Genomic DNA, 25180 nt, shown 5'->3' with positions numbered 1-25180 from the left:
CATATCACCAGTAACTAGGGAACAGGTAAAAGTTATTTTACCCCCCTCTAACTCCCTCTAACTCCCCCTTATTCACAGGGGGATTATATTATTTATGTAATGTCGCGGGTTGTGCTATAGGTAAGGATAAGACAATGGTTAAAGATATTCCTCCTGAGTTTTGGCAAGGAATTAATGAGTTTAATCAAAGGGAATTTTACGCCTGCCATGATACTTTAGAAGCTATCTGGATGGAAGCCGGAGAACCTGAAAAGCGGTTTTATCAAGGCATTTTACAAATTGCTGTTTCTCTGTATCATCTCAGTAATGATAATTGGCAAGGAGCAGTTATTTTGATGGGGGAAGGAATTTCTCGCCTGGGTTACTATCAGCCGAGTTATTTTGATATTAATGTCGATAAATTAGTGACGGAAACGGCGACCCTATTAAAGGCTTTGCAAGAATCAGGCAAGGAAAATGTGCAGGATTTTAGAGAAGGTTTGGAAAACCATAAAACTGGGATTTTGCCAACCATTGAAATTTTAGATACTACGTCTTTATAGGTTGAGCGTAATGGATTAAAAAAAACTTGGAAAACCGAAAATATATATCCCTTACCTATTCTTCATTGGGACAGTCAAATGCTGGCGCTTAGTCTGCTAAAGCTAACTTATCTTAAAGCTGCAACTTTTTTCTCCAGACGTTCCAACAAAGTGATAATTTGTTGGGAAAGAGGTTCGATTTTGTGAACTTCCGGGTAAGCTGATTCCACTTTACCCAGACATTTTAGGGTAATGCTATTTTTAGCGACCTGGTGAAGTTGACGGTGAACTTTTTCTAAGGACCTGATTTCCGGGCAATTGCCATATTCAGATAATCCTTTACCATCAAGCCACTTTCCCAGATAACAATCATTGTGGGAAAGCAAGCTGACATCAGGAAAAGTCTGTTCACTATCAGAGAGAAACCGACGGAATTTCATCTGTCAGAGGGTGTGTTGGGCTTTAACTAGGGACAAGTTAATCATTTTACTTGGGTTCCTTAACTAACAGGTTTTATTATAGCTTAACGATTCTATTTTAGGGAAAATTACTTAATGTTTTGTCATATCAAATAAGCCCCCAATATGATAGGATGGTTGTGGTGAATCAATCATCACAAGCGAACTAATATGACAATGGACGGTATGTCATCTACGGTTACATAAGAAAATATCCCGCCATTAGCTTGGATTTTTCCAGAGATTGTGTCAAAGTTAATCGGGAAATTAGGTTGTAAGGTAATATGACAAAACTCCGGGTTGGACTGTTGTTTGGTGGATGTTCGGGAGAGCATGAGGTTTCCATTACCTCGGCTAAGGCGATCGCCAATGCACTCTCTATAGACCCAAACCCCAGTAAATATGAGGTAGTCCCCATATATATAGAAAAAAATGGGGTGTGGCATAGAGGGACGGAGGCGGAAGCGGTTTTAGAGTCGGGTCAACCCCTAACAGTGACAGGGGAAGTGATACCAAGCGATCGCATTCCTAACCCCGCCACTGTCAAGGATATAGACCTTTGGTTTCCAATTCTCCACGGTCCCAATGGTGAGGATGGCACAGTTCAGGGTATGTTAACCTTAATGCAAGTGCCTTATGTGGGTTCGGGGGTTCTCGGTTCTGCGGTTGGTATGGATAAAATCGCCATGAAAATGGCTTTTTCTCAGGCGGGAATTCCGCAAGTGCGTTATCAAGCAGTGCGGCGTAGTCAAGTATGGTCTAACCCCTGTATTTTCCCGAAATTATGCGATGACCTTGATGCGGCTTTGGGTTATCCCTGCTTTGTGAAACCTGCTAATTTGGGGTCCTCTGTTGGCATTTCCAAAGTGCGATCGCGTCAGGAACTCGAAACCGCTTTAGATGCTGCGGCTACCTATGATCGGCGAATTATTGTAGAAGCGGGAGTCGAAGCCAGAGAACTAGAATGTGCTGTTTTAGGCAATGATTATCCGAAAGCGTCGGTGGTGGGAGAAATTAGCTATAATAGCGATTTCTATGACTACGAAACTAAGTATACTGATGGCAAAGCTAATCTGATGATTCCAGCGCCTATTGATACAGCGATCGCTTCTAAAGTCCGAGATATGGCGATCGAAGCCTTCCTCGCTGTCGATGCTGCTGGACTAGCGCGGGTGGATTTCTTCTATATCGAAAAAACCGGAGAAGTCTTGCTGAATGAAATCAACACCCTCCCCGGTTTTACCGCTTTAAGTATGTATCCGCAACTGTGGTCAGCCACAGGAGTCAGCTTTCCCGAATTGGTAAATCAACTCATTGAATTAGCCCTAGAAAGGCATACCCAAGCCGCTGAAGCCCCCTAATTCACTGCCCAAATACCCGATACCCGATAAATCTGCCTTTAAAGAGCTGGTAGGGTTGTAATGATTCCCCCCCTTAGCTGGGGGGGTTAGTGGGCGTTAAATCGCCGGATTCACGGCGGAAAATAGCAATTTAGCTTAACCCTAGCCAAGCTAATAGTCCCTGTCCGGTGAAATATTCGATCGCCAAGGTAATCACAAACCCAATCATCGCCGCGCGACCATTGAGGCGTTCCGAATAGGAGTTAAACCCAAATTTGGGTTCTTGTAAGTTGGGGGTTGTAGTTGGTTGAGGGGTTGTTGTAGTTGGTTGAGGGGTTTCTGTCATTAGATGTTTTAGTCCTTACTGCATCATGATTAAATTATAATATAATAATTTGTGTCTCGGTGACAGAGAACAGACCAACATAGAGGGAGAGGATAGAATAACCCATCAATAGATAGTCATTATTAGGATGATTAGATTTAACTATATCCCATCCGGTTATTCAACAAAAATTGGGAGCAAACCGCACCCCAGCCTAGCCTAGCCAATTAAATTAACCCACAGTCTTTTAGTCGTTGGCTGATGATTTCCAAATGTAGCCACCACTTACCTCCATTCATCACCCAAAGGCGGGTGGGAAGGTGTCCTCTGGGAAGATTAAAATTATAGCGAAAGCCCAGTGAGGGGTCGTGTCCGATATGGTTTAGCCAACCGACGCGATCGCAAAATTTCCCATAGTCTGACCCCACCTGTAGATAAATTTGAGCTTGAATACTAAACCCGAACCGATTATTACTATACTTCACCCATAAGTTATCTAAGATGGTTAAATCCTCACAAGGTAACTTTTTCAAATCATTATAATGTAAATAGGGTCGTCCGCCTTTCCCTAACGCGCGACATAATATAATCCAGGTTTCTCGGTCAGCTTCTCGCCATCTATGAGTCGCTAATAATTGCTGTAACTCTCCATAGTCTACACCCGTCTCGGAAGTCAAATCTTCATCATATCTGGGTTGAGTTAAGGCGGGTATGATTCGCCCTAACATTGCCTGAAAATTACCCTTTAAATTGTCAGTTAAATTCGCGGGTTCCGATGATGGGGGGGAGGTTTTATGCTTCCTAGTTTTTGAGGCTTTATGGGCGGTTTTAGGTGGGGACTGAGGTTTGAGAACTTTCTGGGTGGGAGGGGAGGTCTTGGGGGGTGATGTGGAGATAGCCGCTAACACTTCCGCCGCCGAATTATAGCGCTTTAGGATTTGATTATTGACTAATTTATCAAGGACTTTTCCTAATTTATCGCTAACCATACGTTCGGGGGATAAAAAATCGCGCCAAACCCATTTTTCGAGGACGGTATCATATAAATTCCAGGGGGAAACTCCGGTAAGTAAATATAAACAAGTTGCGCCTAAACTATATAAATCACTAGCTGGAAATACTCGCCCGCGAGTTTGTTCTGGTGCCATAAATTCGGGACTACCGATAATAGTTCCTGTGCGACTAATGGTGGTGGCTGTTAGTAACTTAGCCACGCCAAAATCAATTAATACTATCAGACCCTTTTCGATTATTTGAGATTCCGAATTTCTCGATTTTACTGATGGTCGAGGGGGTGGCTGCGGTAATGGTCGAGGGCGATCGCGAATTGACTTTGAGGATAAATTACCTATCGCTGCACTGGTGCTAGTTTCCCCTATGGTATCTGGGTTATTAAAAGCTATAGGAGAGGGTGGTAAAGGGTGTCTAAGACGGCGACGGATGAGGTTGGCTGGCTTGATGTCTCGGTGAATAATATCGCGATCGTGAATGAATTTCAGGACTGGTAATAAATCTCGTAATATCTGCCAAATTTTAGGTTCATCAAATAATCCGTCTTGTTCCAATTCTTGTAATAACGTTTTTCCCGGAATATACTCTTGAACTAATAGCAAAAGTTGATGTTCTTCAAAATAAGCTAATAGCCGTGGAATTTGAGGATGTTCCCCCAAACAATCTAAGCGCACCGCCTCTTGATTAAATAACTTGACAGCGTGATTATAGCTGGCATTTTTTTCGGAAAAATCAAACTCTTTAATTACACAATGAGGATGGGATGGTCTGCTTTCATCTCTCGCCAAAAAAGTCCGACCAAATCCTCCTTTTTCAATGGGCTGTAGGGGGCGATAACGGTTGTGTAACAACAGGGAAAATCCACAACTATGACAGTATTTTTCCTGGTCAGAATTTTGGGGTTGTAAACACTTGGGGTTAATACAATAACTCATGTTTTTTTTGATGTTAACAGCATTTTACAATCAGGCAATTTATCCAAATTTACGGCGGTACGGGAAAATTTAGGCTGTCGATTATAACGCAAGTCTAAGGCGGTTTTGAGAGGCTTTCAGGGCTGACTGGGGCGATTGTCCTAATAGTGTAGCTTCGATCGCCCTACCTAAATTTTCGGAAATGCGACTATATCCGGCAATATTCGGACGAGATACCGCCCAATTCATCTGCTGTAAAAAGACATTCAAAGCTGGTTGTTTAGCCACATATTCTTGATAACGGGGGTCAAGGCGAGTTTTTAAATTAATCGGCAAATATCCGGTTCCTAAACTCCACTCCGTTTGAAATTCCGATCCGACTACATATTCGAGAAACTCTAAGGCGGCTTTTTCTCGGTCTGGCGTGGTTTTCATCACCCACAAATTTTCACCCCCAACTACCGCCGCCTGTTGATTTTCTGCGGGAATAGGAAACACTCCATAATCAATACCAATTTGGTCGAGATAACCTAAAGTCCAAGGTCCGGTAATTTGCATGGCTACCCTACCAGAAATAAAGTTATCCTGTTCATAACCTCTTTCCGGTGCGGAGAGAATTGCTGAACCATCTTCTATCAAATTTGACCAAAATTCTAAGGCGGCGATCGCCCCAGGATTAACTAAATTGGCTTCACCATTTCTGACTAATTCTCCACCCGCACTATACATAAATGGTAGCCAGGTAAATACCGTCCATTCCCCTTTACCTAGGGGTAATACTATCCCATACTTCTCCCCTGCTGCTGTCAATTTGGCGGCGGTTTCTCGGAACTCTGACCAAGTGGAAGGTATGGTCTCAATTCCGGCGGCTGCAAATAAACTCGGACGATAAAAAATGGCTGTATTATTAGTAGCCATAGGTACAGACCAAATCTGATTTTCTAATTCCATTCCTGTCCATAAAGCCGGATCAATTTCTGCCTTTACCGGGGAGTTATTTAACCAATCTTGAATCGGTTTAATGGCATCTAATTCTACCAGTTGACCTGTAATAATTGGTGTATACCATAAAATATCTGGCGGCGCATTTCCGACTACTGCGGTTAAGATTTTCGGCATTTGTTGATCCGGTTGACCAATATATAGCGCTTCTACCTGAATATGGGGATGGTCTTGATTAAAGCGATCGACTAACTTTTGGAAAACATCCCGGTTGGGTGGGGGATTAATTCCATGCCACAAAGTTAGGTTAATCACTCCCTCTGTTGTCGGGGGTTGAAATTGACAACCACCCACTAATATACATAAACCTAAAATTAGGAGAATTTTACTCCACCATTTGAACGGGCTACTTTTACGGTGATTATCTGGAGATTTTGCCATAGTTTTATGCCTCGTTTTTGGGCTACAGTTGGGTTTGTTGTTGTACTAAATCTTCAGTCAGAGTTGCTAGTTTTTTTAAGTCCGCTTCTAATTCCCGCGCCCTTTGTTTATAGGTTTGTTTACGTTTTAGTGCCTCCCTGGCTAGGTCTTCCCGGTTTTGCTTCATGGCGTTAATTGCTACTTGATGCCAGGATTTCATTTCGGCTAAGGCTTCTTGATATTGGGGTTGAATATCATTCCACGCGGTTCTAATATCGGTTAAGGCATTATTAATTAACTGCGGTAAATTATCGTTGGGCGCTGTTCGTAAGGCTTTGGCGATCGGGTCGTTTAAATTCTCAACATTTATATGGTTGATAACTGGAATAAAATCACGAATTTGTCGGCTATCACTCACTCCGGTTACACACCAGGTGGCAAAATGTTCACAGTTATTAAATAGTAGATTATATTTGCGTTCCCCTAGCCGACTTTCTCCCCTTTGTATGGTGGTCTCGGGAATATAGCGGACTGGATAACTGCGAATATAAACTGGTTTACCTTTGCTAAAAGTTCTCAAGGATGTTCGTTCAATGGTTTCGCTGGGTTTGCGGTAATGGATAACTGTCCCGTCTCCACAGTCAATACCGTGATGTTCGTAGACTCCATCCATATTCAGAAATTCCCGGTAAACATAAATCTGATCTCCTCGCGCCATAGGACTCCACCTAACAAACCATTATCCTTCATAGTTTGACATAATTTAGTTGAGTTGACAGCGAATTGGTTATTATACCACAAACAGTGAAAACAGTCAACTGCGATCGCCTCATTTACTGGGGGATTTCCTCAACAATATACTATCAGGGAGGTGATTTAGATTCGAGGGTTAACCGTAAAGACTTGGTTAACAAGATTATACCATTAAATAAATCTTTAGTTTTGACAGGGAATCATTGTTATATAATGGGAGGAAAGGCTTTTGACATTATACTTAAACTTTTGAACAGGTCAAGGGCTGAATACGCCCATTGACAAACCATCAAAGGGCGCGAGTCCCTCAGTGAATTGATGAGGTAAGCCAGTCGGGTAATTTTGGCCAGTCCATAGAGTTTTTTGGTATATAGGCAATCGCCATAATTGGGCTGCACAAAGCTAAATTAGGGTTCGAGATAGACCTCACGGTCTACCCCTCCCATTCAGCAGCAGAACCGTACATGAGACTTTCACCTCATACGGCTCCTAGTTTGACCGTCTCCTTGTTAAGAGTACAGCAACATCTCTTCATCAAGAGCTGTTTTATCATCGTGACAATGGCGATGTAATAATTGAAGATTCTTGTATTCATCCTTTCCGCCTTGGCTTCTAGGTACAATATGGTCTACTTCAATCAAGTCTGACGGGGTAAAGAATTGCCCACACCAGGTACATCTACCTTTTGGTTTCTTGAGTAGTTTGGCAACTCTATTTGGCGTGTCGATTGCTTGACCTTTCCTGGTTGCCCAGTAAGTCCAATTTCCATCGTATGGTGTTGCGTCAGGGCGCACTAGGGTATGTCTGACAATTGGAGTCCAGTTGTGTTTGTATAGATGTAACCCATCTTTGGTTTGGAACAACCAAGTTTCATGTCTTTCTTTCCCATTGCTAAGTTTAACTGTTCCATTTCTGAAGTAATTCCTTAGCTTTTCATGGCTTGCCTTTCCGCATCTTGACACTGTCCATGCCCGTATCATTTGCCAAACTATGTTGTCTAGTTTGTTGAATGTCTCGGTTGAGACTACCGCTGAATAATAGTTTCACCATCCTCGGATAATCGGGTTTAGTCTGCTAATCAGGGCTGACTGAGGTGCTGTTTTATGTTGTTCTATTACACCTTTAATCACTTCTGTATGGGCTTTAACTGCTTTTTGGCTGGGTTTTATGTGGGTTTTATGTCCGATTAATCGGCTCTTAGGTCCCCCTGTTTTTCCAGATTTATATTTTCCTACTGGATATTGCCTGATATTGAATCCTAGAAAGTCGAACCCTGGTTTCTCTGTTTTATCATCATACTCAATAGGTTTGAGCGTGTGACAGATTCGAGTTTTTTCAGGTTTTATTTCTAAGCCTACAGGTTTAAGCCATTCGGTGATTGCAGTTTGGCACTGTTCAATGATTCCTAGGTCTTTTGAGATGACCACAAAATCATCGGCGTATCTTATGACATTCGCATACGGGCGATTGTCTGTTTTCTTAGGGTACAGTTTTTCAATTAACCTAATCATCCCCAACAGTGCGATGTTAGCGAGTATTGGACTTATTACCCCTCCCTGGGGTGTCCCTGCTTCTGTATCCTCAAATACACCGTTATCTAGCACACCTGCTTTGAGCCATTGTTTCAGGTCTCTTTTTAGGCTACTTGGACAATGAGTTTTGGACAGTAGGTAATCATGGTTCACGGTAAGAGCATTTTGTTAGGGGTCGAGATAAACTTCACAGCCTACCCCTCCCATTCCAAACCGTGCTCGCGAGTTTCCCAGCACACGGCTCCTGATGTAGATACCCCTTTTGTCACTGGGAACAGGGTTACAACCCCCTGCTTTATGACCTCAACTTTCAAAGCTATATGCTTGCGTTAGTCTTTCAACTCGCTGCCATTAAACTCTTACTTATCGCGGCCTCTATATCCACACCGTGATTAGTGGGCATATCCTAACCATTACAGTTAGGCATTAGCTTTCAATCACATCCTTTCCCCTTAAAGGCATACGCTTACACTTTTCACTACTCCACGGGTACATCCCGCCACTTGAGAGCCAATGAGGGGTTTAAACGTTCCATCTATGCGGGCATTCCATCTTTAGATTTGTCCTATCCACCGGGGTACTTTTAAAGGTCTGTGTAGGTAGTTATAGCAGCCTCCTACTTTTTTTCCCTCGCCCTTTTGAGCGCAGCGTATCAACCTATTTCGCTACTGACGCATTACAATGGTTCAAGCCGGACATTCGGTTTCCCTAATCATGGATGGTTGGCAGTGCTCGAGTGAGAGGTAGGTTCCTCTATTACGCCTTCCGTTCCCCGCTTCAACCCGTTGAGTGTGAATCCTCAAATTGGGGGTGGCTACCGCCGTTACTCTCAACCTTACGTTATACTCAAGGGGTTCACAACTTCCCTCTTTTTTTTCGCTCAGTCTTGACCTTGAGTCTCTCTGCCTTATCTGGTTGTCGAAGCCAGATGTTGAGACACATAGATAGTTATGGGATGGTCAGGGGTGCGAATCCCTTATATTCCACCAAGGGGTGGAAGTCCCACTAGGAGGTTATTTCAGGCATTGCAGCCCTATTTCACTCCTAAACGTCTCGCACGCTATATGTTAGGGGTCGAGAATGGAGTCACCACCATCCCCTCCCATTCAGAACCATACGTGAAAGTTTCCCTTCATACGGCTCCTGGTGTGGATACCCTGTTTTGTCAAAGGAGCAGAATCAACAGACCTGCTTTTTACTTCGATGTTCAGAGCTATATGCAGCACGTAGTCTTTCAACTCGTCCTCGCCATTATACTCTTACTGACCGCAGTATCTATATCCACACCGTGACAATTGGGCATATCCCCACCATGACAATTGGGCTTTAGCTTCTGGTCACATCCTTAGCCCTCTAAGCATGCGCTTACATTTTTCACTAGTGCCTTGTGAATTGCATTACTCACTTGTTTATGGGCAGAGCATTAGAGGGGTTACAACGTTCCGATTATATGGGCATTCCATCGTTAGATTTGTCCTATCGACCGGGGTACTTCTAAAGGTCTGTGTGGGTAGAATGCAGAATCCCCCACTTTTCCCCTTGCCCTTTTGGGCGCAGCGTGTCAACCTATTTCGCTGCTCGTGCTTTACGATGGTTCAAGTCGGACATTCGGTCTTCCTAATCATAGATGGTTGGCAGTGGTCGCGTCTTGGTAGTAGGTTCTACCTCACGCCTTCCGTTCTCCGCTTCTATCCTGGAGTTATGATTTCCAAAACTGGGGGTGGCTATCGCCGTTACTCTCTACTCCCTGATTTCTCAGTTCGTTTATGACCTTGAGTTCCCTGCCTTGCTTAGTTACCTAAGCGTCGGGACATATAATCAGTTATGAGGATGCTCAGGAGAGGTCTCCTTATATCCAGATTCGGAGCTGGAATCCTCACCGGGCAGTTATTTCGGGCATTTCAGCCCTATTTCATACCCGAACGTCTCGCACCCGCATCTAGTACATAATACTCACCCTTGTTGATACTTAGGTGAATTTTTGCTATTGCGTCCTGGGTTGACCTTCCCGGTCTGAACCCGTAGCTTGTGCATTCAAATCTCGATTCCCATTCAGGTTCGAGTGCCGATTTAACCAAGGCTTGCCTTGCTCTATCTTGGATTGTGGGTATTCCCATTCCCGCTTTTCTCATCCCTACCGGGTTTTGGAATCCACACCCATCGTAGCGGTTTTGTTTTGAGTTTTCCCTTAATGTTCTTAACAAGCTCAAACCTTTGTCTTGGGGAGATTGCTCTCATTCCATCAACTCCGGCAGTTTTCTTGCCTTGACCCGCCTGGGGGGCGGGTTTATTAAGCTGACTGTTGGGAAGCATGGCTGACCGTGGAACCCGCCCCTACAGCCGCACTGCTAAGAGTCGGGCATAATATGATTTCACCAATAGACGTTGCCACCTTCTAACCTTTGCATCCTGTCCCGATTTAGCTGCTTGGAATATACTCTTTTGGAGCTTGAAAACTTTCCGCTGAACCTTAGTCCATGGGATTGCCTTCCATGCGTTGTTCGTAGTCTTGGTTGGTTTGGGCTTGCCAAATCCTCTCTTTAAACTCGCTATCGCCATTTGTACACCTACTAGACTCTATTTCTTACAATCAAACCGTGACCTGTTAGCATATCCCTACCATTACAGCAGGGCGTTGGCTTCTGGTCACATCTCACATCCTCTAGGACTTGCGGTTACACTTATCCCTACTGAGGTATCGACCATACTCTCAGAGTCCAGGAGGACTTAAAACGTTCTGTTTATATGGGCATTCCATCTTTAGATTTTTCCTCTCCACCGGGGTACTTTTAAAAGTCTGTGTAGGTGTTGTAGAGAAAACCCCACTTTTCCCCTTGTTCTTTTGAACGCAGCGTGTCAACCTATTTCGCTACCTAATATTGACGGTGGTTCATGCCGGACATTCGGTTTCCCTAATCATGGATGGTTGGCAGTGGTCTCGTTTCTGGTGTTAGGTTACACCTTGGAGCCTTCCGTTCCCCGCTTCAATCTGACGGGGTGTGATTCCTAAAACTGGGGGTGGCTATCGCCGTTACCCTAACTCCCTAACTTTACTTATCCATTTCTGGGCTTCCTATAAGGAATTGTATGAGTTAGTTCGTTTTGACCTTGGGTTCCCTGCCTTGTTTGTATATTTTTATACCAAACGTTGGGACATATAAACAGTTATGGGATGGTCAGGGGACGAGTCATATTTTTCACCAAGGGGGGAAAGTCCCACTACGAGGTTATTTCAGGCATTGCAGCCTTATTTGACTCCTAAACGTATCGCACTATTGGTAGGGGTCGAGAGGGAAGTCGCCTTCCCCCACTCCCATTCCAAACCGTGCTTGATACTTTCGCATCACACGGCTCCTGATGTAGATACCCCTTGGCAACGGGAACAGGGTTACCAACCCCTGCTTTTGTACTTCAACTTTTGGAGCTAAATACAACATCGTAGTATTTAAACTCGCTTTCGCCGTTAAACTCCTGTTGATTGCAGTAACTATATCTACACCGTGACTAGTGGGCATATCCTAACCATTACAATTAGGCCTTGGCTTTCAGTCACATCCCTTCCCCTTAAAGGCATACGATTACACTTTCACTGCTCAACAAGATGTACTTGTCGAGAGCCTAAAAAGGGGTTTAAACGTTCCGTTTATATGGGCATTCCATCTGTAGACTTGTCCTTTCCACCGGGGTACTTTTAAAGGTCTGTGTAGGTAGTGAATGAAAACTCCTACTTTTCCCCTTGCTCTTTTGAGCGCAGCGTATCAACCTATTTCGCTACTTAATAATTACGATGGTTCAAGCCGGAACATTCAGATTTCCTTAGTCATGGATGGTTGGCAGTGGTCGGATTATTGGGAATAGGTTTCCCTCACGCCTTCCGTTCCCCGCTTCAATCTGACGGGTTGTGATTCCTCAAACTGGGGGTGGCTATCGCCGTTACTCTCAACGCCCTGATTTCTCAGTTGGTTTATGACCTTGAGTCCCCTGCCTTGCTTAGATTTCTCCAAGCGTCGGGACATATAAACAGTTATGGGATGGTCAGGGGTGCGAATCCCTTATATTCCACCAAGGGGTGGAAGTCCCACTAGGAGGTTATTTCAGGTATTGCAGCCTTATTTGACTCCTAAACGTCTCGCACTCACTCTATTATATTATTGAATTTAACCCAGATTTCAATAAGCATCAAGGAGAATAATTATGTGTCTTAATGAAACCTCCCCAGCTACCATTCTAGCAGTGGATGATAGTCTAGTAATCCCAAAAATGGTGCGACAAACCCTATGGGAAAATTATCGAATTTTAGTAGCCAGCAATACCCTAGAAGCCTTGGGAAAATTACATCATGATTCGATTGATTTAATGTTGTTAGATATTGCTATGCCGGGTGTAGATGGCTTATAATTATGTCGAATTATTAGGCGGACTCCCCATTTAGAAAAGTTAGCGATTATCATGTTAACTGCTAGGGATACTGTCTGCGATAAAATTGAAGGGCGTTTAGCCGGCGCTACTGAATATTTAACTAAACCTTTTGACCCAGAAAAACTACAAATAACTGTGCATAAAATTCTGACTGTAGCCGGACAAATGCAGTAGTTACATAGAGATACTTATCAATATATACTAAGTAATAAGTCGCCCCCAAAATGGGGGTTAAGGCGGGTTGATTAATATGGTAGGTGGTCAATGCAATTAACAGCTTTAGCCTCCCCCCATCATATCATTATCCAGAGCCAAACTCCGGGAATTGGGTATCGATCGAGAAACCCTCTGATAATTGTGAGCGAAAGTTCCTCTCCCTCTCTGGGATTCACATTGAGGGCGAGGGCTTATTCCACAACTGTTCTAGGGTCACTATATAATAGGTGAATATTGATTCATCCGGGTACTGAATGATGGTTCAAACTCCTATCCCCGCTGATATCCTCTACCCCGACTCTGATGGTAAACCCATGGCGGAAAATACCCTCCAATATCGCTGGATTGTGCGCCTAGTCAGCAACCTTAAACAACTCCTCAAGTCACAAGTGGCTTTTGTGGCGGGGGATTTACTCTGGTATCCCGTCCAGGTGGAACGCCCCCCGCCCCCCGACAAGCACCGGATGCTATGGTGGTCTTGGGTCGTCGTGATGGCGATCGCGGTAGTTATAAACAGTGGGAAGAAGAAAACATCCCGCCACAAGTGGTGTTTGAAATCCTCTCCCCCAGTAACACCATGAGCGAAATGGCCGCCAAACAACAATTTTATCAACAGTATGGCGTGCTGGAGATGTATTTTTATAATCCCCAATCCCATGATTTTTGGGGTTTTCAACGGGCTACCCCCGAAGATAGCTTGGTGTTAATTACCCCCCTACAATTGCCCTGGACTTCTCCACTGTTGAACATTCGCTTTGAACTGTTTGATGATGGTTTAGCTGTCTATCATCCTAATGGGGAATTGTTCAAAGAACCGGGAGATTTGTTTGATGAACGCGATCGCGCACAGCAAGAACGCCATGAGGCACAACAAGAACGCGATCGCGCCTTTGCTAAACTGCGGGAAATGGGTATCGATCCAGAAACCCTCTGATAATTGTTAGAATGGATTAGTCTTGATTCATCCGGGTACTGAATGATGGTTCAAACTCCTATCCCCGCTGATATCCTCTACCCCGACTCTGATGGTAAACCCATGGCGGAAAATACCCTCCAATATCGCTGGATTGTGCGCCTAGTCAGCAACCTTAAACAACTCCTCAAGTCACAAGTGGCTTTTGTGGCGGGGGATTTACTCTGGTATCCCGTCCAGGTGGAACGCCCCCCCGCCCCCCGACAAGCACCGGATGCTATGGTGGTCTTGGGTCGTCGTGATGGCGATCGCGGTAGTTATAAACAGTGGGAAGAAGAAAACATCCCGCCACAAGTGGTGTTTGAAATCCTCTCCCCCAGTAACACCATGAGCGAAATGGCCGCCAAACAACAATTTTATCAACAGTATGGCGTGCTGGAGATGTATTTTTATAATCCCCAATCCCATGATTTTTGGGGTTTTCAACGGGCTACCCCCGAAGATAGCTTGGTGTTAATTACCCCCCTACAATTGCCCTGGACTTCTCCACTGTTGAACATTCGCTTTGAACTGTTTGATGATGGTTTAGCTGTCTATCATCCTAATGGGGAATTGTTCAAAGAACCGGGAGATTTGTTTGATGAACGCGATCGCGCACAGCAAGAACGCCATGAGGCACAACAAGAACGCCATGAGGCACAACAAGAACGCGATCGCGCACAGCAAGAACGCCATGAGGCACAACAAGAACGCGATCGCGCCTTTGCTAAACTGCGGGAAATGGGTATCGATCCAGAAACCCTCTGATAATTGTTAGAATGGATTAGTCTTGATTCATCCGGGTACTGAATGATGGTTCAAACTCCTATCCCCGCTGATATCCTCTACCCCGACTCTGATGGTAAACCCATGGCGGAAAATACCCTCCAATATCGCTGGATTGTGCGCCTAGTCAGCAACCTTAAACAACTCCTGAAGTCACAAGTGGCTTTTGTGGCGGGGGATTTACTCTGGTATCCCGTCCAGGTGGAACGCCCCCCCGCCCCCCGACAAGCACCGGATGCTATGGTGGTCTTGGGTCGTCGTGATGGCGATCGCGGTAGTTATAAACAGTGGGAAGAAGAAAACATCCCGCCACAAGTGGTGTTTGAAATCTTCTCCCCCAGTAACACCATGAGCGAAATAGCCGCCAAACAACAATTTTATCAACAGTATGGCGTGCTGGAGATGTATTTTTATAATCCCCAATCCCATGATTTTTGGGGTTTTCAACGGACTACAGCACCAGAGAATTTTGTCTTAATTAGACCCCTACAATTGCCCTGGACTTCTCCACTGTTGAACATTCGCTTTGAACTGTTTGATGATGGTTTAGCTGTCTATCATCCTAATGGGGAATTGTTCAAAGAACCGGGAGATTTGTTTGATGAACGCGATCGCGCCTTTGCTAAACTGCGGGAAATGGGTATCGATCCAGAAACCCTCTGATCGCGAATACTTGATATTTGTCGGGACAATAAACCCGGTTCCTCAGATAAACCGGGTTTCTGAGTCAGGGGGATGAAAAGAAACCGGGTTTCTCAGATCCTGACCAATTAAGTAGTGTATTCTGCATTGATTTTTACATAATCATAGCTAAGGTCGCATCCCCAAGCCTTACTACTTCCTGGCTCATCACCAATTTTAACCTTGATTAACACCGTGTCTTCCTCAAGATAAGCGGCAGTTTTCGCCCGTTTTAAATAATTACTGGCTGCGGCTTCATCAAAAGCTAAAGGCTGACCATTTTTCATCAGTTGAAACTCACCCAAGGAAATCTCTAACTTATCCTGGTCAAAACGAACCCCAGCCCGTCCGGCGGCGGCGGCAATTCTTCCCCAATTAGGGTCACAACCGAAAATCGCTGCCTTTAATAAAGAAGACCCAACAATAGTTTTAGCAACCATAGCCGCTGCTGCTTCTGTGGGTGCGCCAGTTACCTGCACTTCAATTAAACAGGTGGCCCCTTCTCCGTCTCTGGCGATCGCCTTAGCTAAATGTTCACAAACCGCTGTCAGCATCGCTTCTAATTTATCAGCATCAGGTCCGGGTCCAGTAATTGCCGGAGTGCGGGACTGACCATTAGCTAAAGCAATCAGCGTGTCGTTGGTGCTAGTATCCCCATCAACTGTAATTTGATTAAAACTACGATTGGCAGCCCTAGTCAGCATTTCTTGCCACAGAGGAGGAGAAACCGCAGCATCACAGGTGACAAAAGCCAGCATTGTTGCCATATTAGGATGAATCATCCCCGAACCTTTGGCAATGCCACCAATCCGCACCGGGCGATCGCCAAATTGAGTTTCTAAAGCAATGGATTTCATCACCAAATCCGTCGTCATAATTGCCCCGGCTGCCGCTGTCCCCCCGTTTTCGGAAACCTCAGACACTAATTGGGGAATGGCTGCTATGAGTTCCTCCATTTTAATCCGTTTACCGATGACTCCGGTGGAAGCTAGTAAAATCGAATCTGGATCAATATTTAACGCCGCCGCCAAGGCTTTCGCACTATCTTGGGCATCTTCCCACCCCTGCTGTCCTGTCCCGGCGTTGGCTTGACCGGAATTACATAAAATCGCCCGCGCACTGGGTTTCGCTTCTAACTTTTGCCGACAATAATCTACACAGGCGGCGCGCACTTGGGATGTCGTAAATACCCCCGCTGCGATCGCCTCTACATATGATATAATCAACGCTAAGTCTGGCGCTCCAGAAGGTTTGAGCCCGGCGGTGATTCCACTGGCTTTATATCCCTTGGGTGCGGTGATGCCACCATCAATCTTTTGCCACTCTGACATAGGTTTCGCCTTCTAGCATCTACTCTTGAGCAGAAGGCATTATACCAAGTTTTAATTGAAAATCCCCACCCAGCTGGATTGCCACAGTGGGGATTTGCACAAACAAATTCATGGATAATTAACTATCCCCCACCTGAAGACGGCTAGGTGGGGGTGGGGACAAAGATTTTTCAATTTTTCGTGGTGTTGAAATTTTAACTCATCGAAGCTGGGGAGCGATCGTAGTTATCCCGTGAGTCGGAATGGGGTTTGCCTTGAATCGTGCTATAATAATCCCCAACATCGATACCTACTTCCTGCGCCGAACGGTTGAGCATAGATTGCTGACGGTTCTTGATGTTATGATGATGACGCATCATTAGCGCCCTGGCTTCATCTTGAGTACACATGGTTTTGGTCTCCCGCTAATTGATATTTATTAAGTCAGATTGAAATGAGGAATTTAAAAAGGGTTGCAGTCCTTTAACTCATTGATGAGGAACTGCGATCGTAACTCATACTTGAATTGGAGTTAGGTTTCCCTTGGATGGTGCTATAATAATCGCCCACATCGTCGATACCTACTTCTTGAGCCGAACGGTTGAGCATAGATTGCTGACGGTTCTTGATATTTTGGTGATGACCCATCATTAACGCCCGTGCTTGGTCTTGAGTACCCATGATTTTTGTCTCCTAGTATATGGAATTAACTGATTTAAAAAGGGTTGAAGTGCTTTAACTCATTGATGAGGAACTGCGATCGTAACTCATACTTGAATTGGAGTTAGGTTTCCCTTGGATGGTGCTATAGTAATCGCCCACATCGTCGATACCTACTTCTTGAGCCGAACGGTTGAGCATAGATTGCTGACGGTTCTTGATATTTTGGTGATGACCCATCATTAACGCCCGTGCTTGGTCTTGAGTACCCATGATTTTTGTCTCCTAGTATATGGAATTAACTGATTTAAAAAGGGTTGAAGTGCTTTAACTCATTGATGAGGAACTGCGATCGTAACTCATACTTGAATTGGAGTTAGGTTTCCCTTGGATGGTGCTATAGTAATCGCCCACATCGTCGATACCTACTTCTTGAGCCGAACGGTTGAGCATAGATTGCTGACGGTTCTTGATATTTTGGTGATGACCCATCATTAACGCCCGTGCTTGGTCTTGAGTACCCATGATTTTTGTCTCCTAGTATATGGAATTAACTGATTTAAAAAGGGTTGAAGTGCTTTAACTCATTGATGAGGAACTGCGATCGTAACTCATACTTGAATTGGAGTTAGGTTTCCCTTGGATGGTGCTATAATAATCGCCCACATCGTCGATACCTACTTCTTGAGCCGAACGGTTGAGCATAGATTGCTGACGGTTCTTGATATTTTGGTGATGACCCATCATTAACGCCCGTGCTTGGTCTTGAGTACCCATGATTTTTGTCTCCTAGTATATGGAATTAACTGATTTAAAAAGGGTTGAAGTGCTTTAACTCATTGATGAGGAACTGCGATCGTAACTCATACTTGAATTGGAGTTAGGTTTCCCTTGGATGGTGCTATAATAATCGCCCACATCGTCGATACCTACTTCTTGAGCCGAACGGTTGAGCATAGATTGCTGACGGTTCTTGATATTTTGGTGATGACCCATCATTAACGCCCGTGCTTGGTCTTGAGTACCCATGATTTTTGTCTCCTAGTATATGGAATTAACTGATTTAAAAAGGGTTGAAGTGCTTTAACTCATTGATGAGGAACTGCGATCGTAACTCATACTTGAATTGGAGTTAGGTTTCCCTTGGATGGTGCTGTAGTAGTCACTCACATCTTCCATACCTACTTCCTGAGCAGAACGGTCGAGCATAGATTGCTGACGGTTCTTGATATTTTGGTGATGACCCATCATTAACGCCCGTGCTTGGTCCTGAGTACCCATGTTTTTTGTCTCCTAGTGATTTGAGTGGGTTTTTTCCCCCACGCTTACTACTATACTATAAAATTCTGTAGTCTATTTTACAGAATACCAGAAGTTTACAAAATTTAACATTAGTTTCGGGCTAAATTAGCGATCGCATTGTGACAAAAAAGCCCCAGCCCGGTTAGTGGCTAGGGTTGAACGGATGATAAGAGAGTTGGGTCGGGGGTAGGGGAGAGCCTACATCACAGGTCGATAGACCCGATAGTTAATGTTGGGGAAGATATTATCGAGAGTTTCCACCTTTTGGAGCCATCCCGCATCAATTTTACCCACCTTGATATCCTCATAAATCTTGTTAAAGCGCATCAGATGGGATTTAGTGCGGCGCACAGCATAGGGAACCATAGTCCCAGAACTGATAATAAAAGCCCAGTCAGAGGATTGAGCCAGCAGCAATTCCCGCGCCGCCTGATTGAGAGCGCGCAGTTCCAACTCATTAAGAGCCTCTCGACAAGCCAGGGAAATCATGCGCTCTGTGGCTTTATGTAAATGGGGATATATCCAGGAGTTAGTATGGTTAAGCCAATATTCATGAAATCCCTTATAACCCCAACTAGACTGAGCCGGACGAGAGACTTGCTGGGTGGGGTAAGTCTGTAAATAATCAGCTAGATGGGTCATCGCGTAAACATCTTGATCAAACCAAGTCTTGCGGAACAGAAGATCTAGGAACCAAGGACCTTCATACCACCAGTGTCCGAAAAGTTCCGCATCATAGGGAGAGACAATAATGGGGGGGCGCTGCATAATCCCCTGTAGGTGTTCAACCTGGCGCTCTCGGTTAAACATAAAATTAGCGGCGTGTTCGGCGACTTTCTGTTTAGCCCAATAGGGGTCGTAGAGTTCTTTATCCGCTAGTCCTAAGTCGCGCCCAGTAATTTTGTGATATTTGATGCCCGTATTTTTCCGTTGACCGTTGGGCATGATATAGGGTTTAATATATTCATATTCAGCTTCCCAACCTAAATCTTTATAAAACTCTCTATATTCGGGAGAGCCGGGATATCCCACCTGGGAAGACCAGACCTGCTGGGATGATTCATGGTCGCGAGCAAAAACGGCGACTCCGGTTTCCGTAAAGATGGGGGCATAAGTGCCAAATCGGGGACGGGGTTGGGCGTATAGTACCCCGTGACCATCGGTGAGAAAGTAGCGTAAGCCACAGTCGGCGACAATCCTTTCCAAGCCATTATAATAGGCGCATTCTGGCAGCCAGATACCTCTGGGGGGGCGACCAAAGTTTTCTTCGTAGTGTTCGCAGGCGACTTGGATTTGGGCGTGTACCGCTTGGGGGTACATTTTCATCAGGGGTAGATAGCCGTGGGTGGCTCCACAGGTGATAATCTCTAGGTTGTTACTGTCTTGGAATTGCTTAAAGGCTGTAACTAAATCCCCGCTATATCTTTCCCAGAGGGTACGGGCTTGGGCAAATTCTTCAATATAATGTTTGGCTAGATAAACTAGATGGTCGTTATGTTGGTTGTGATCAACTTCTTTCTCGACCAATTCCTGGAGTTTGGCTAGGTGTTGGTCGTAGCGTTCTTGCAAAAGCGGATCGCGGAGCATGGACACCAGAGGAGGGGTCAGGCTGATGGTCATTTTGAATTCAATGCCATCACGTTTGAGTCCTTCAAACATTTGGATCAGAGGAATGTAGGTTTCGGTAATGGCTTCAAACAGCCACTCTTCCTCTAATACATAGTCACTTTCGGGATGCCGGACAAAGGGTAGGTGAGCATGGAGTACCAGGGCGAGATAGCCAATAGACATAATGATTTAGGGCAAATTAAGGATTTATAGGGAGTTAGGGTCCCGGTGGATTCACAATATGTTAAGATTTTAAATCACTATGGTAATCACAGGACAATGTTAATTGTAGCGAAATTGGTCGGGGGCGCTGTGATGAAATTGGCGATTTGGAAGCGATCGCCTGATTTCTTGGGGTGTCACATTCCCGTAAATGTGTTTTCACCCATAACTAGGGGGAAATATGCCGTAAAGGTTGACCCTTCGCCGATTTCACTGGCCACGGTGATGGCTCCTCCCATTAACTCACAAAATCTTTTGCTGATTGATAGTCCTAACCCGGTTCCTTCGTAGCGGCGGGTGGTGGAGTTATCCGCTCGCTCGAAGGGCTCAAAGATTTTGGTCATCTGTTCTGTGGTCAAGCCAATTCCCGTATCGATGACCTCAAAAGCCACCCCACCTTGTAATTGGTGTTCGTCATTAACTAAGACTGATGAGGCTAAATTTTCCCGCAGGTAGGCCGAGATTTTGGTGTCAAGCTGACCTATATAAATCACATTTAAGTTGACCAAGCCATTTTCTGTGAATTTGGCGGCGTTACTCAGAAGGTTAAGCAATACTTGTTTGACTTTGATGCGATCGGCATACATTCCCTCAACATCAGGGGTACAGTTGACTTTAAGTTGGTTATGATTTTTTTGGAATAATGGCTGCCCAGTGCTTCGATTTCTTTGATTAAGGTGGCAATATTAAAGTTTTCTAAGCAAACCGTCATCATCCCTGATTCTAATTTGGAAATATCTAAAATATCTTGAATAATAGTTAACAGATGCAGTCCTGATGCTCGAATTTGATCCAGGTCGGGAATAAAATCTGTATAGCCTAAATCAAAAGCATCTTCTCGCAACAGTTCGCTATAACCAATAATCGCATTTAACGGTGTACGCAGTTCATGACTCATACTGGCTAGAAATTCACTTTTCGCATGGTTGGCGCTTTCGGCAGCATCTTTAGCTCGTTGTAATTCAATTTGAGCTAATTTACTTTCCGTAATATCACGGATTATTGCCAGGACTTCATTTTCACCACTTACCACAATTCGGGATTCAAAATGATGGCGTTTTTCCTCAAAAAACCATTCATATTCAAATACTTGTACTTCCTGAGTGATTAGGGCTTGATTGACATTTTTTAGATAAAGATTAGCCAAATTATTCGGCAATAAATCATAAATACTCTGGTGTATATAGTCCAAAATTGACTTGATTAATTCACCCCCCCTAGATGCTTTAAAGTCTAAAACAAGACCTTCTTTATTAAATCTCAGCATTAAATCGGGTATGGCATTAAGCAAAGCTCTATTTTTGGCTTCACTTTTTCTGCTTCCGCTCGCAATTCTAAGCTAGTAATTAGTTGCTCCTTACTTTCTACCAAATCTCGCAATTGCTTAGTCATTTTGTTAAAAGAATCCGCTAAAACCTGGAGTTCGTCTTGGCTTTGTAGGTCGATTTTTAACTCTAAATCTCCGGCGGCTAATTCTTTGGTGGCGGCGGTCATTTGTTTAAGGGGTTCAGTAATTGAACGGCTAATTATTGAGGCGAGAAAAGCCCCGGCTATGGTGGCAATAATCGCAATAATTAAACCCTGATTGCGGACGGTTGCCATTTTATTTTCTAGGGGTTGGGTGGCAAGTCCGACACTGACAGCCCCCACGATATTACCGTTGAAGGCAACAGCTTTTCCTCCCAATAGTTGTTGATTTTGATACTGCCAATTGAACCGGGTTTTTCGGCTGTTTAGCAACTCCAAAGCCCAAGGTTTTAGGTCAATATCATTGGCAAAAATATCCGAGTTATAGACATCTGCAATTACCAGACCTTCGGATTGATATATATGACCGGAAACTAAAATTTGAGCAGTTCCCAGTTGCTCCATTAGTCGGGTGAGAAACTGAACGTCTGAAACCGCCAAAGGTTCAGCGGAGGCAATGGAGAGGGTTTCTAGTAATATATTAGCCTGTTGTTCTAATTCTTGTTTAAAACTTTGTTGCTGAAGCTGAAGGGAAAGCCAGGTGACGCTGGTTACTACTACAATGACTAACCCGGTCATGGCTATAGTTAGTTTTTTGACTAGCGAAACTCGTTTACCCTGAAACTTTCCCATCTAAATCACCTATTGTTAACCTAGTTATCAAGTTATATAAATTGGTAGTTACGGCGTTAATTTTGGCACACCAATTGGTGAGAACAATCATGGATAACTCACGAACAAAACTCAAAACACAGCCCCAAATTATAAGAGCAAGTTATTATTGGTGTATTGAACCCCCTATGCCTAACACCCTACACCCTGCCTCTAGGGGAATGCACACCTGAGATGGCTATAATTATTTTAACAGAACTTGGGAATTGGTTATGCTCAGGGGGTGAGTCCAGTTGATTCGGAAAAGTTCCGGTTTGGGTGAAATTAGCTGGAATGATTTGGGGGGGTTTCTTGGCTGGGTCGGGGGAGAAAAATATAAATTAGACCGGAAATTAAAGTGATGGCTACGGCGAGCCAAAATATGCCGATCGCAATTGTTTCCCAGACGGAGGGAAGGGGAGCAATTAATAAAGCAATGGCGACTATTTGCACAACGGTCTTGATTTTGCCAAAAAGGTTGGCTCCAGAAATTTGAGTTTGATTAACTCGCCACCCGGCGATCGCCAATTCTCTACCGAACATCAGAAACACCCCCCAGGCGGGAATTTCGCCGATTTCAATTAGTGCTAACAGAGGAGCTAATACCAGTAATTTGTCTACTAGAGGATCGAGGAATTTCCCTAAGTCTGTGACTTGGTTCAGTTTTCTGGCTAGGTAGCCATCTAGCCAATCGGTGGCGGCGACAATTAGAAAAATACCTAGACAGATCCAGCGATTTTCTGGGGTGGGTTGATGTAGAGTCCACAAGATAAAGGGAATCCCTAAGAGACGGGAGGTGGTGATTAATGTCGGTAAATTCATGATGACAATATCTCTGGGTTTGAATGGGTTTTTTAAAAACTATTCCCGTCGCCAAATTTTGATGGTGTTGTCACTACTACCACTGGCGATAGTCCGATGATTGGGACTGATGGCGATCGCATTAATATCTTTGGTGTGTCCTACTAGGGTATCAATGGCGCTTCCTTGGTCTAGATCCCAGATTTTGATGGTGCGATCGGCGCTACCACTAACTAGCAGGAATTTTTGGTCTTGGTCGGGAGATTGGATAAATGCAACGCTTCTCACCCAGTCTTCGTGTCCGGTTAAGGTTTGTCGGAGTTGCTGAGTTTCCAGATCCCATAGTTTGATCGTATTGTCACTACTGGCTGAAGCGAGGATTTGACCATCTCGACTAAAGGCGATCGCATTAATGTCCCGTTCATGTCCCAAAAGTTGCCCTTGGTGTTCCCCACTATTTACCTCCCACAGGTGGATAGAATTATCGCTACTGGCTGCTGCTAACAGTTTCCCATTTGGTGAAATGGCAATGCCATTAATCCCCCGTAAATGCTGTAAGTTGTGGAATAGTTGACAGGTGGAGAGTTTCCAGATTTTCACGGTTCCATCGTCACTACCACTAGCAATAATATCGCCTTGGGGACCGAAGGTGATAGACATGGAAACTCGATCAGTTTCATGAGCCGCAATGGCGATCACTTCTTCGCTGGTTTCTAGGTTCCATATATGAATGTGACCGTCACCACTACCTCCGGCTAAGAGTTTTCCATCTCGACTAAAGGCGATCGCCAAAATCGGTTGAGAAGAACCTAGTAAAGACATCATCCATTCCCCTGTGTCTGGTCGCCATAGTCGAATAGTGCGATCGAAACTACCTCCCGCCAAAATATTGCCATCTGGACTAAAGGCGACACCAGATACAGAACTCCAATAGTCGCTCAAAGTTTGGGGACGTTTCCAACTTACACTATTTTTAGCCGTCGGGATTTTAGGAGTCGGGAAGCTAACAGGTTGAGTAATCACGCTCAGTTGGTTACTGCGAGCATTCAAATCTTGCCGAACTTCTGCCGCTGATTGATAGCGGTGATTAGTCGCATCTTCAATTAGCCGATTCAGAATTTGTGTCAGTTCATCACTGATGGGATTATTCACTAAATAATCATGCCACACCCAGCAAAATTCTCCAGTATCAAATAAGTCAAACGGTGACATTTGCGTGAGTAGATTTAGACAGGTCACACCTAGACTATATAAATCACTAGCAAAGGTGGCTTTTCCTCGTAGCTGTTCGGGAGCAATATATTCCGGTGTGCCAATTATAGTTCCCGTGCGTAGTAAAGCACTACCGATCGCCTCTTTAGCTGCACCAAAGTCTACCAGCACTAATTGTCCGTTAGCAGAACGGATAATATTCTCTGGCTTGATGTCTCGGTGGATAATATTCTCCGAATGTACAAATTCTAGTACAGGTAATAAGTTGTTCAGTAGGTAACGGATTTGAGATTCATTAAATACTCCCCTCTTGGCTAGAATTTCCGAGAGATTATCCCCCTCGATGTATTCTAACACCATATACTGGATGTTGTCAATCTTAAAGTAGTTAAAAATCTGGGCAATTTGTGGATGTTTACCTAGACTTTGTAAACGGGTCGCTTCTAGCTCGAATAGTTCCGAGGCTTTATTGATACTTTCTCGCCCTTTCAATTGGGGGGAGAATTGTTTAACCACACAGGGAGAAGTGGCGGCATTTTGCTGATCTATGGCTAAATATGTGGTACTAAATCCCCCTTCTCCTAAGAGTTTGATGATGCGATATCGTCCAGCAATTATCTGTTCAGTTGTCATAGTTAGTTACCCGTGAAGATGAACAACAGTCAAATAGTGGAATT

The 25180-nt window shown here is 44.4% G+C and carries 27 protein-coding genes and 3 pseudogenes; 6 read left to right on the top strand and 24 right to left on the bottom strand.

Annotated features, from left to right (window positions below; genetic code table 11):
• Nucleotides 1-134 precede the first annotated feature (134 nt).
• Complete coding sequence (locus N39L_RS02790; protein ID WP_006617434.1) at nt 135-542, top strand: DUF309 domain-containing protein; 408 nt, start codon at nt 135-137, stop codon at nt 540-542.
• 107 nt (nt 543-649) lie between these two features.
• Here the strand turns inward: N39L_RS02790 and N39L_RS02785 are convergent, their stop codons facing one another.
• A complete protein-coding gene (locus tag N39L_RS02785; protein WP_006617435.1) occupies nt 650-961 on the bottom strand; it encodes a CZB domain-containing protein in 312 nt (103 codons plus the stop codon).
• 302 nt (nt 962-1263) lie between these two features.
• Here N39L_RS02785 and N39L_RS02780 point away from each other — a divergent pair, with 302 nt between their 5' ends.
• On the top strand, nt 1264-2340 hold the full coding sequence (locus N39L_RS02780) for a D-alanine--D-alanine ligase family protein (protein WP_006617436.1): 1077 nt from the start codon (nt 1264-1266) through the stop codon (nt 2338-2340).
• 130 nt (nt 2341-2470) lie between these two features.
• On the opposite strand, the gene N39L_RS02775 is transcribed toward N39L_RS02780, so the two are convergent.
• The 9 genes and pseudogenes from N39L_RS02775 to N39L_RS02735 all read right to left on the bottom strand — a co-directional run bounded on the left by N39L_RS02775 (nt 2471) and on the right by N39L_RS02735 (nt 12232).
• Nucleotides 2471-2665, bottom strand: coding sequence for a high light inducible protein (locus N39L_RS02775; protein WP_014274220.1), 195 nt, complete (start codon nt 2663-2665; stop codon nt 2471-2473).
• 206 nt (nt 2666-2871) lie between these two features.
• A complete protein-coding gene (locus tag N39L_RS02770; protein ID WP_014274219.1) occupies nt 2872-4590 on the bottom strand; it encodes a serine/threonine-protein kinase in 1719 nt (572 codons plus the stop codon).
• Nucleotides 4591-4671: 81 nt separating this feature from the next.
• Nucleotides 4672-5952 carry an ABC transporter substrate-binding protein gene (locus tag N39L_RS02765; RefSeq protein WP_006616285.1) on the bottom strand — a complete coding sequence of 427 codons (1281 nt, stop codon included), beginning with the start codon at nt 5950-5952 and terminating at the stop codon, nt 4672-4674.
• 22 nt (nt 5953-5974) lie between these two features.
• Nucleotides 5975-6649 carry a lecithin retinol acyltransferase family protein gene (locus N39L_RS02760; protein WP_006616286.1) on the bottom strand — a complete coding sequence of 225 codons (675 nt, stop codon included), beginning with the start codon at nt 6647-6649 and terminating at the stop codon, nt 5975-5977.
• Between the two features lie 544 nt (nt 6650-7193).
• A pseudogene (locus N39L_RS02755) lies at nt 7194-8369 on the bottom strand (group II intron reverse transcriptase); the annotation flags it as partial.
• A gap of 1754 nt (nt 8370-10123) precedes the next feature.
• A complete protein-coding gene (locus N39L_RS02750) occupies nt 10124-10348 on the bottom strand; it encodes a hypothetical protein (RefSeq protein WP_014274216.1) in 225 nt (74 codons plus the stop codon).
• On the bottom strand, nt 10308-10529 hold the full coding sequence (locus tag N39L_RS02745) for a hypothetical protein (RefSeq protein WP_014274215.1): 222 nt from the start codon (nt 10527-10529) through the stop codon (nt 10308-10310). Before N39L_RS02745 ends, N39L_RS02750 begins: the two co-directional genes overlap by 41 nt.
• A 21-nt stretch (nt 10530-10550) precedes the next feature.
• On the bottom strand, nt 10551-10775 hold the full coding sequence (locus N39L_RS02740; protein ID WP_014274214.1) for a reverse transcriptase N-terminal domain-containing protein: 225 nt from the start codon (nt 10773-10775) through the stop codon (nt 10551-10553).
• Between the two features lie 1286 nt (nt 10776-12061).
• Nucleotides 12062-12232: a hypothetical protein gene (locus N39L_RS02735; protein ID WP_167538952.1), complete on the bottom strand. Its 171-nt coding sequence runs from the start codon at nt 12230-12232 to the stop codon at nt 12062-12064.
• Between the two features lie 178 nt (nt 12233-12410).
• Here N39L_RS02735 and N39L_RS02730 point away from each other — a divergent pair.
• The 4 genes and pseudogenes from N39L_RS02730 (at nt 12411) to N39L_RS02715 (ending at nt 15252) form a co-directional block, all read left to right on the top strand.
• A pseudogene (locus N39L_RS02730) lies at nt 12411-12809 on the top strand (response regulator transcription factor).
• Between the two features lie 296 nt (nt 12810-13105).
• A pseudogene (locus N39L_RS02725) lies at nt 13106-13785 on the top strand (Uma2 family endonuclease).
• Nucleotides 13786-13827: 42 nt separating this feature from the next.
• Nucleotides 13828-14571 carry a Uma2 family endonuclease gene (locus N39L_RS02720; protein WP_014274211.1) on the top strand — a complete coding sequence of 248 codons (744 nt, stop codon included), beginning with the start codon at nt 13828-13830 and terminating at the stop codon, nt 14569-14571.
• 42 nt (nt 14572-14613) lie between these two features.
• Entirely contained in the window at nt 14614-15252 is a 639-nt protein-coding gene (locus N39L_RS02715) for a Uma2 family endonuclease (RefSeq protein ID WP_014274210.1), read from the top strand.
• Nucleotides 15253-15359: 107 nt separating this feature from the next.
• Here N39L_RS02715 and argJ read toward each other — a convergent pair whose 3' ends face one another.
• From argJ to N39L_RS02645, 14 genes are all read right to left on the bottom strand, one after another.
• Nucleotides 15360-16601 (bottom strand): bifunctional ornithine acetyltransferase/N-acetylglutamate synthase, encoded by a 1242-nt coding sequence (gene argJ, locus N39L_RS02710; RefSeq protein WP_006616164.1) that lies wholly within the window; start codon nt 16599-16601, stop codon nt 15360-15362.
• 194 nt (nt 16602-16795) lie between these two features.
• The gene (gifA, locus tag N39L_RS02705) at nt 16796-16990 is read right to left on the bottom strand and encodes a glutamine synthetase inactivation factor IF7A (protein WP_006616163.1); all 195 of its coding nucleotides are present in this window, start codon (nt 16988-16990) and stop codon (nt 16796-16798) included.
• 73 nt (nt 16991-17063) lie between these two features.
• Nucleotides 17064-17261 (bottom strand): glutamine synthetase inactivation factor IF7A, encoded by a 198-nt coding sequence (gene gifA, locus N39L_RS02700; protein WP_006668917.1) that lies wholly within the window; start codon nt 17259-17261, stop codon nt 17064-17066.
• 54 nt (nt 17262-17315) lie between these two features.
• Nucleotides 17316-17513 (bottom strand): glutamine synthetase inactivation factor IF7A, encoded by a 198-nt coding sequence (gifA, locus tag N39L_RS02695; protein WP_006668917.1) that lies wholly within the window; start codon nt 17511-17513, stop codon nt 17316-17318.
• A gap of 54 nt (nt 17514-17567) precedes the next feature.
• Entirely contained in the window at nt 17568-17765 is a 198-nt protein-coding gene (gene gifA / locus N39L_RS02690; protein WP_006668917.1) for a glutamine synthetase inactivation factor IF7A, read from the bottom strand.
• A gap of 54 nt (nt 17766-17819) precedes the next feature.
• Entirely contained in the window at nt 17820-18017 is a 198-nt protein-coding gene (gene gifA / locus N39L_RS02685; protein WP_006668917.1) for a glutamine synthetase inactivation factor IF7A, read from the bottom strand.
• Between the two features lie 54 nt (nt 18018-18071).
• Nucleotides 18072-18269, bottom strand: coding sequence for a glutamine synthetase inactivation factor IF7A (gifA, locus tag N39L_RS02680; RefSeq protein ID WP_006668917.1), 198 nt, complete (start codon nt 18267-18269; stop codon nt 18072-18074).
• A gap of 54 nt (nt 18270-18323) precedes the next feature.
• Nucleotides 18324-18521 carry a glutamine synthetase inactivation factor IF7A gene (gene gifA / locus N39L_RS02675; protein ID WP_006617729.1) on the bottom strand — a complete coding sequence of 66 codons (198 nt, stop codon included), beginning with the start codon at nt 18519-18521 and terminating at the stop codon, nt 18324-18326.
• A 219-nt stretch (nt 18522-18740) separates the two neighbouring features.
• Complete coding sequence (locus N39L_RS02670) at nt 18741-20333, bottom strand: glycoside hydrolase family 57 protein (protein WP_006617728.1); 1593 nt, start codon at nt 20331-20333, stop codon at nt 18741-18743.
• Nucleotides 20334-20509: 176 nt separating this feature from the next.
• Entirely contained in the window at nt 20510-20959 is a 450-nt protein-coding gene (locus tag N39L_RS02665) for an ATP-binding protein (protein ID WP_014274209.1), read from the bottom strand.
• Nucleotides 20911-21639 carry a sensor histidine kinase gene (locus N39L_RS02660; RefSeq protein ID WP_231852073.1) on the bottom strand — a complete coding sequence of 243 codons (729 nt, stop codon included), beginning with the start codon at nt 21637-21639 and terminating at the stop codon, nt 20911-20913. The genes N39L_RS02665 and N39L_RS02660 overlap by 49 nt, the downstream gene beginning before the upstream one ends.
• Nucleotides 21639-22472: a HAMP domain-containing protein gene (locus N39L_RS02655; protein WP_014274207.1), complete on the bottom strand. Its 834-nt coding sequence runs from the start codon at nt 22470-22472 to the stop codon at nt 21639-21641. Before N39L_RS02655 ends, N39L_RS02660 begins: the two co-directional genes overlap by 1 nt.
• 303 nt (nt 22473-22775) lie before the next feature.
• Nucleotides 22776-23312, bottom strand: a complete 537-nt coding sequence (gene pgsA / locus N39L_RS02650; RefSeq protein WP_006617727.1) for a CDP-diacylglycerol--glycerol-3-phosphate 3-phosphatidyltransferase — start codon at nt 23310-23312, stop codon at nt 22776-22778.
• Between the two features lie 39 nt (nt 23313-23351).
• Nucleotides 23352-25136, bottom strand: a complete 1785-nt coding sequence (locus N39L_RS02645) for a serine/threonine-protein kinase (protein ID WP_006617726.1) — start codon at nt 25134-25136, stop codon at nt 23352-23354.
• Between the last annotated feature and the right edge of the window lie 44 nt (nt 25137-25180).

This window comes from Limnospira platensis NIES-39 (assembly GCF_026000695.1).
Lineage (GTDB): Bacteria > Cyanobacteriota > Cyanobacteriia > Cyanobacteriales > Microcoleaceae > Limnospira > Limnospira platensis.
The sequence above is the reverse complement of the archived record's forward strand: the minus strand, read 5'-3'. Positions and strand labels throughout refer to the sequence as shown.

Bases quoted from the DNA above. Each gene is read 5' to 3' on its own strand.
- N39L_RS02790 (WP_006617434.1), top strand. From the start codon at position 135: ATGGTTAAAGATATTCCTCCTGAGTTTTGGCAAGGAATTAATGAGTTT.
- N39L_RS02785 (WP_006617435.1), bottom strand. From the start codon at position 961: ATGAAATTCCGTCGGTTTCTCTCTGATAGTGAACAGACTTTTCCTGAT.
- N39L_RS02780 (WP_006617436.1), top strand. From the start codon at position 1,264: ATGACAAAACTCCGGGTTGGACTGTTGTTTGGTGGATGTTCGGGAGAG.
- N39L_RS02775 (WP_014274220.1), bottom strand. From the start codon at position 2,665: ATGACAGAAACCCCTCAACCAACTACAACAACCCCTCAACCAACTACA.
- N39L_RS02770 (WP_014274219.1), bottom strand. From the start codon at position 4,590: ATGAGTTATTGTATTAACCCCAAGTGTTTACAACCCCAAAATTCTGAC.
- N39L_RS02765 (WP_006616285.1), bottom strand. From the start codon at position 5,952: ATGGCAAAATCTCCAGATAATCACCGTAAAAGTAGCCCGTTCAAATGG.
- N39L_RS02760 (WP_006616286.1), bottom strand. From the start codon at position 6,649: ATGGCGCGAGGAGATCAGATTTATGTTTACCGGGAATTTCTGAATATG.
- N39L_RS02750 (WP_014274216.1), bottom strand. From the start codon at position 10,348: ATGAGAAAAGCGGGAATGGGAATACCCACAATCCAAGATAGAGCAAGG.
- N39L_RS02745 (WP_014274215.1), bottom strand. From the start codon at position 10,529: ATGCTTCCCAACAGTCAGCTTAATAAACCCGCCCCCCAGGCGGGTCAA.
- N39L_RS02740 (WP_014274214.1), bottom strand. From the start codon at position 10,775: ATGGCGATAGCGAGTTTAAAGAGAGGATTTGGCAAGCCCAAACCAACC.
- N39L_RS02735 (WP_167538952.1), bottom strand. From the start codon at position 12,232: ATGTCCCGACGCTTGGAGAAATCTAAGCAAGGCAGGGGACTCAAGGTC.
- N39L_RS02720 (WP_014274211.1), top strand. From the start codon at position 13,828: ATGATGGTTCAAACTCCTATCCCCGCTGATATCCTCTACCCCGACTCT.
- N39L_RS02715 (WP_014274210.1), top strand. From the start codon at position 14,614: ATGATGGTTCAAACTCCTATCCCCGCTGATATCCTCTACCCCGACTCT.
- argJ (WP_006616164.1), bottom strand. From the start codon at position 16,601: ATGTCAGAGTGGCAAAAGATTGATGGTGGCATCACCGCACCCAAGGGA.
- gifA (WP_006616163.1), bottom strand. From the start codon at position 16,990: ATGTGTACTCAAGATGAAGCCAGGGCGCTAATGATGCGTCATCATCAT.
- gifA (WP_006668917.1), bottom strand. From the start codon at position 17,261: ATGGGTACTCAAGACCAAGCACGGGCGTTAATGATGGGTCATCACCAA.
- gifA (WP_006668917.1), bottom strand. From the start codon at position 17,513: ATGGGTACTCAAGACCAAGCACGGGCGTTAATGATGGGTCATCACCAA.
- gifA (WP_006668917.1), bottom strand. From the start codon at position 17,765: ATGGGTACTCAAGACCAAGCACGGGCGTTAATGATGGGTCATCACCAA.
- gifA (WP_006668917.1), bottom strand. From the start codon at position 18,017: ATGGGTACTCAAGACCAAGCACGGGCGTTAATGATGGGTCATCACCAA.
- gifA (WP_006668917.1), bottom strand. From the start codon at position 18,269: ATGGGTACTCAAGACCAAGCACGGGCGTTAATGATGGGTCATCACCAA.
- gifA (WP_006617729.1), bottom strand. From the start codon at position 18,521: ATGGGTACTCAGGACCAAGCACGGGCGTTAATGATGGGTCATCACCAA.
- N39L_RS02670 (WP_006617728.1), bottom strand. From the start codon at position 20,333: ATGTCTATTGGCTATCTCGCCCTGGTACTCCATGCTCACCTACCCTTT.
- N39L_RS02665 (WP_014274209.1), bottom strand. From the start codon at position 20,959: ATGTATGCCGATCGCATCAAAGTCAAACAAGTATTGCTTAACCTTCTG.
- N39L_RS02660 (WP_231852073.1), bottom strand. From the start codon at position 21,639: ATGCTGAGATTTAATAAAGAAGGTCTTGTTTTAGACTTTAAAGCATCT.
- N39L_RS02655 (WP_014274207.1), bottom strand. From the start codon at position 22,472: ATGGGAAAGTTTCAGGGTAAACGAGTTTCGCTAGTCAAAAAACTAACT.
- pgsA (WP_006617727.1), bottom strand. From the start codon at position 23,312: ATGAATTTACCGACATTAATCACCACCTCCCGTCTCTTAGGGATTCCC.
- N39L_RS02645 (WP_006617726.1), bottom strand. From the start codon at position 25,136: ATGACAACTGAACAGATAATTGCTGGACGATATCGCATCATCAAACTC.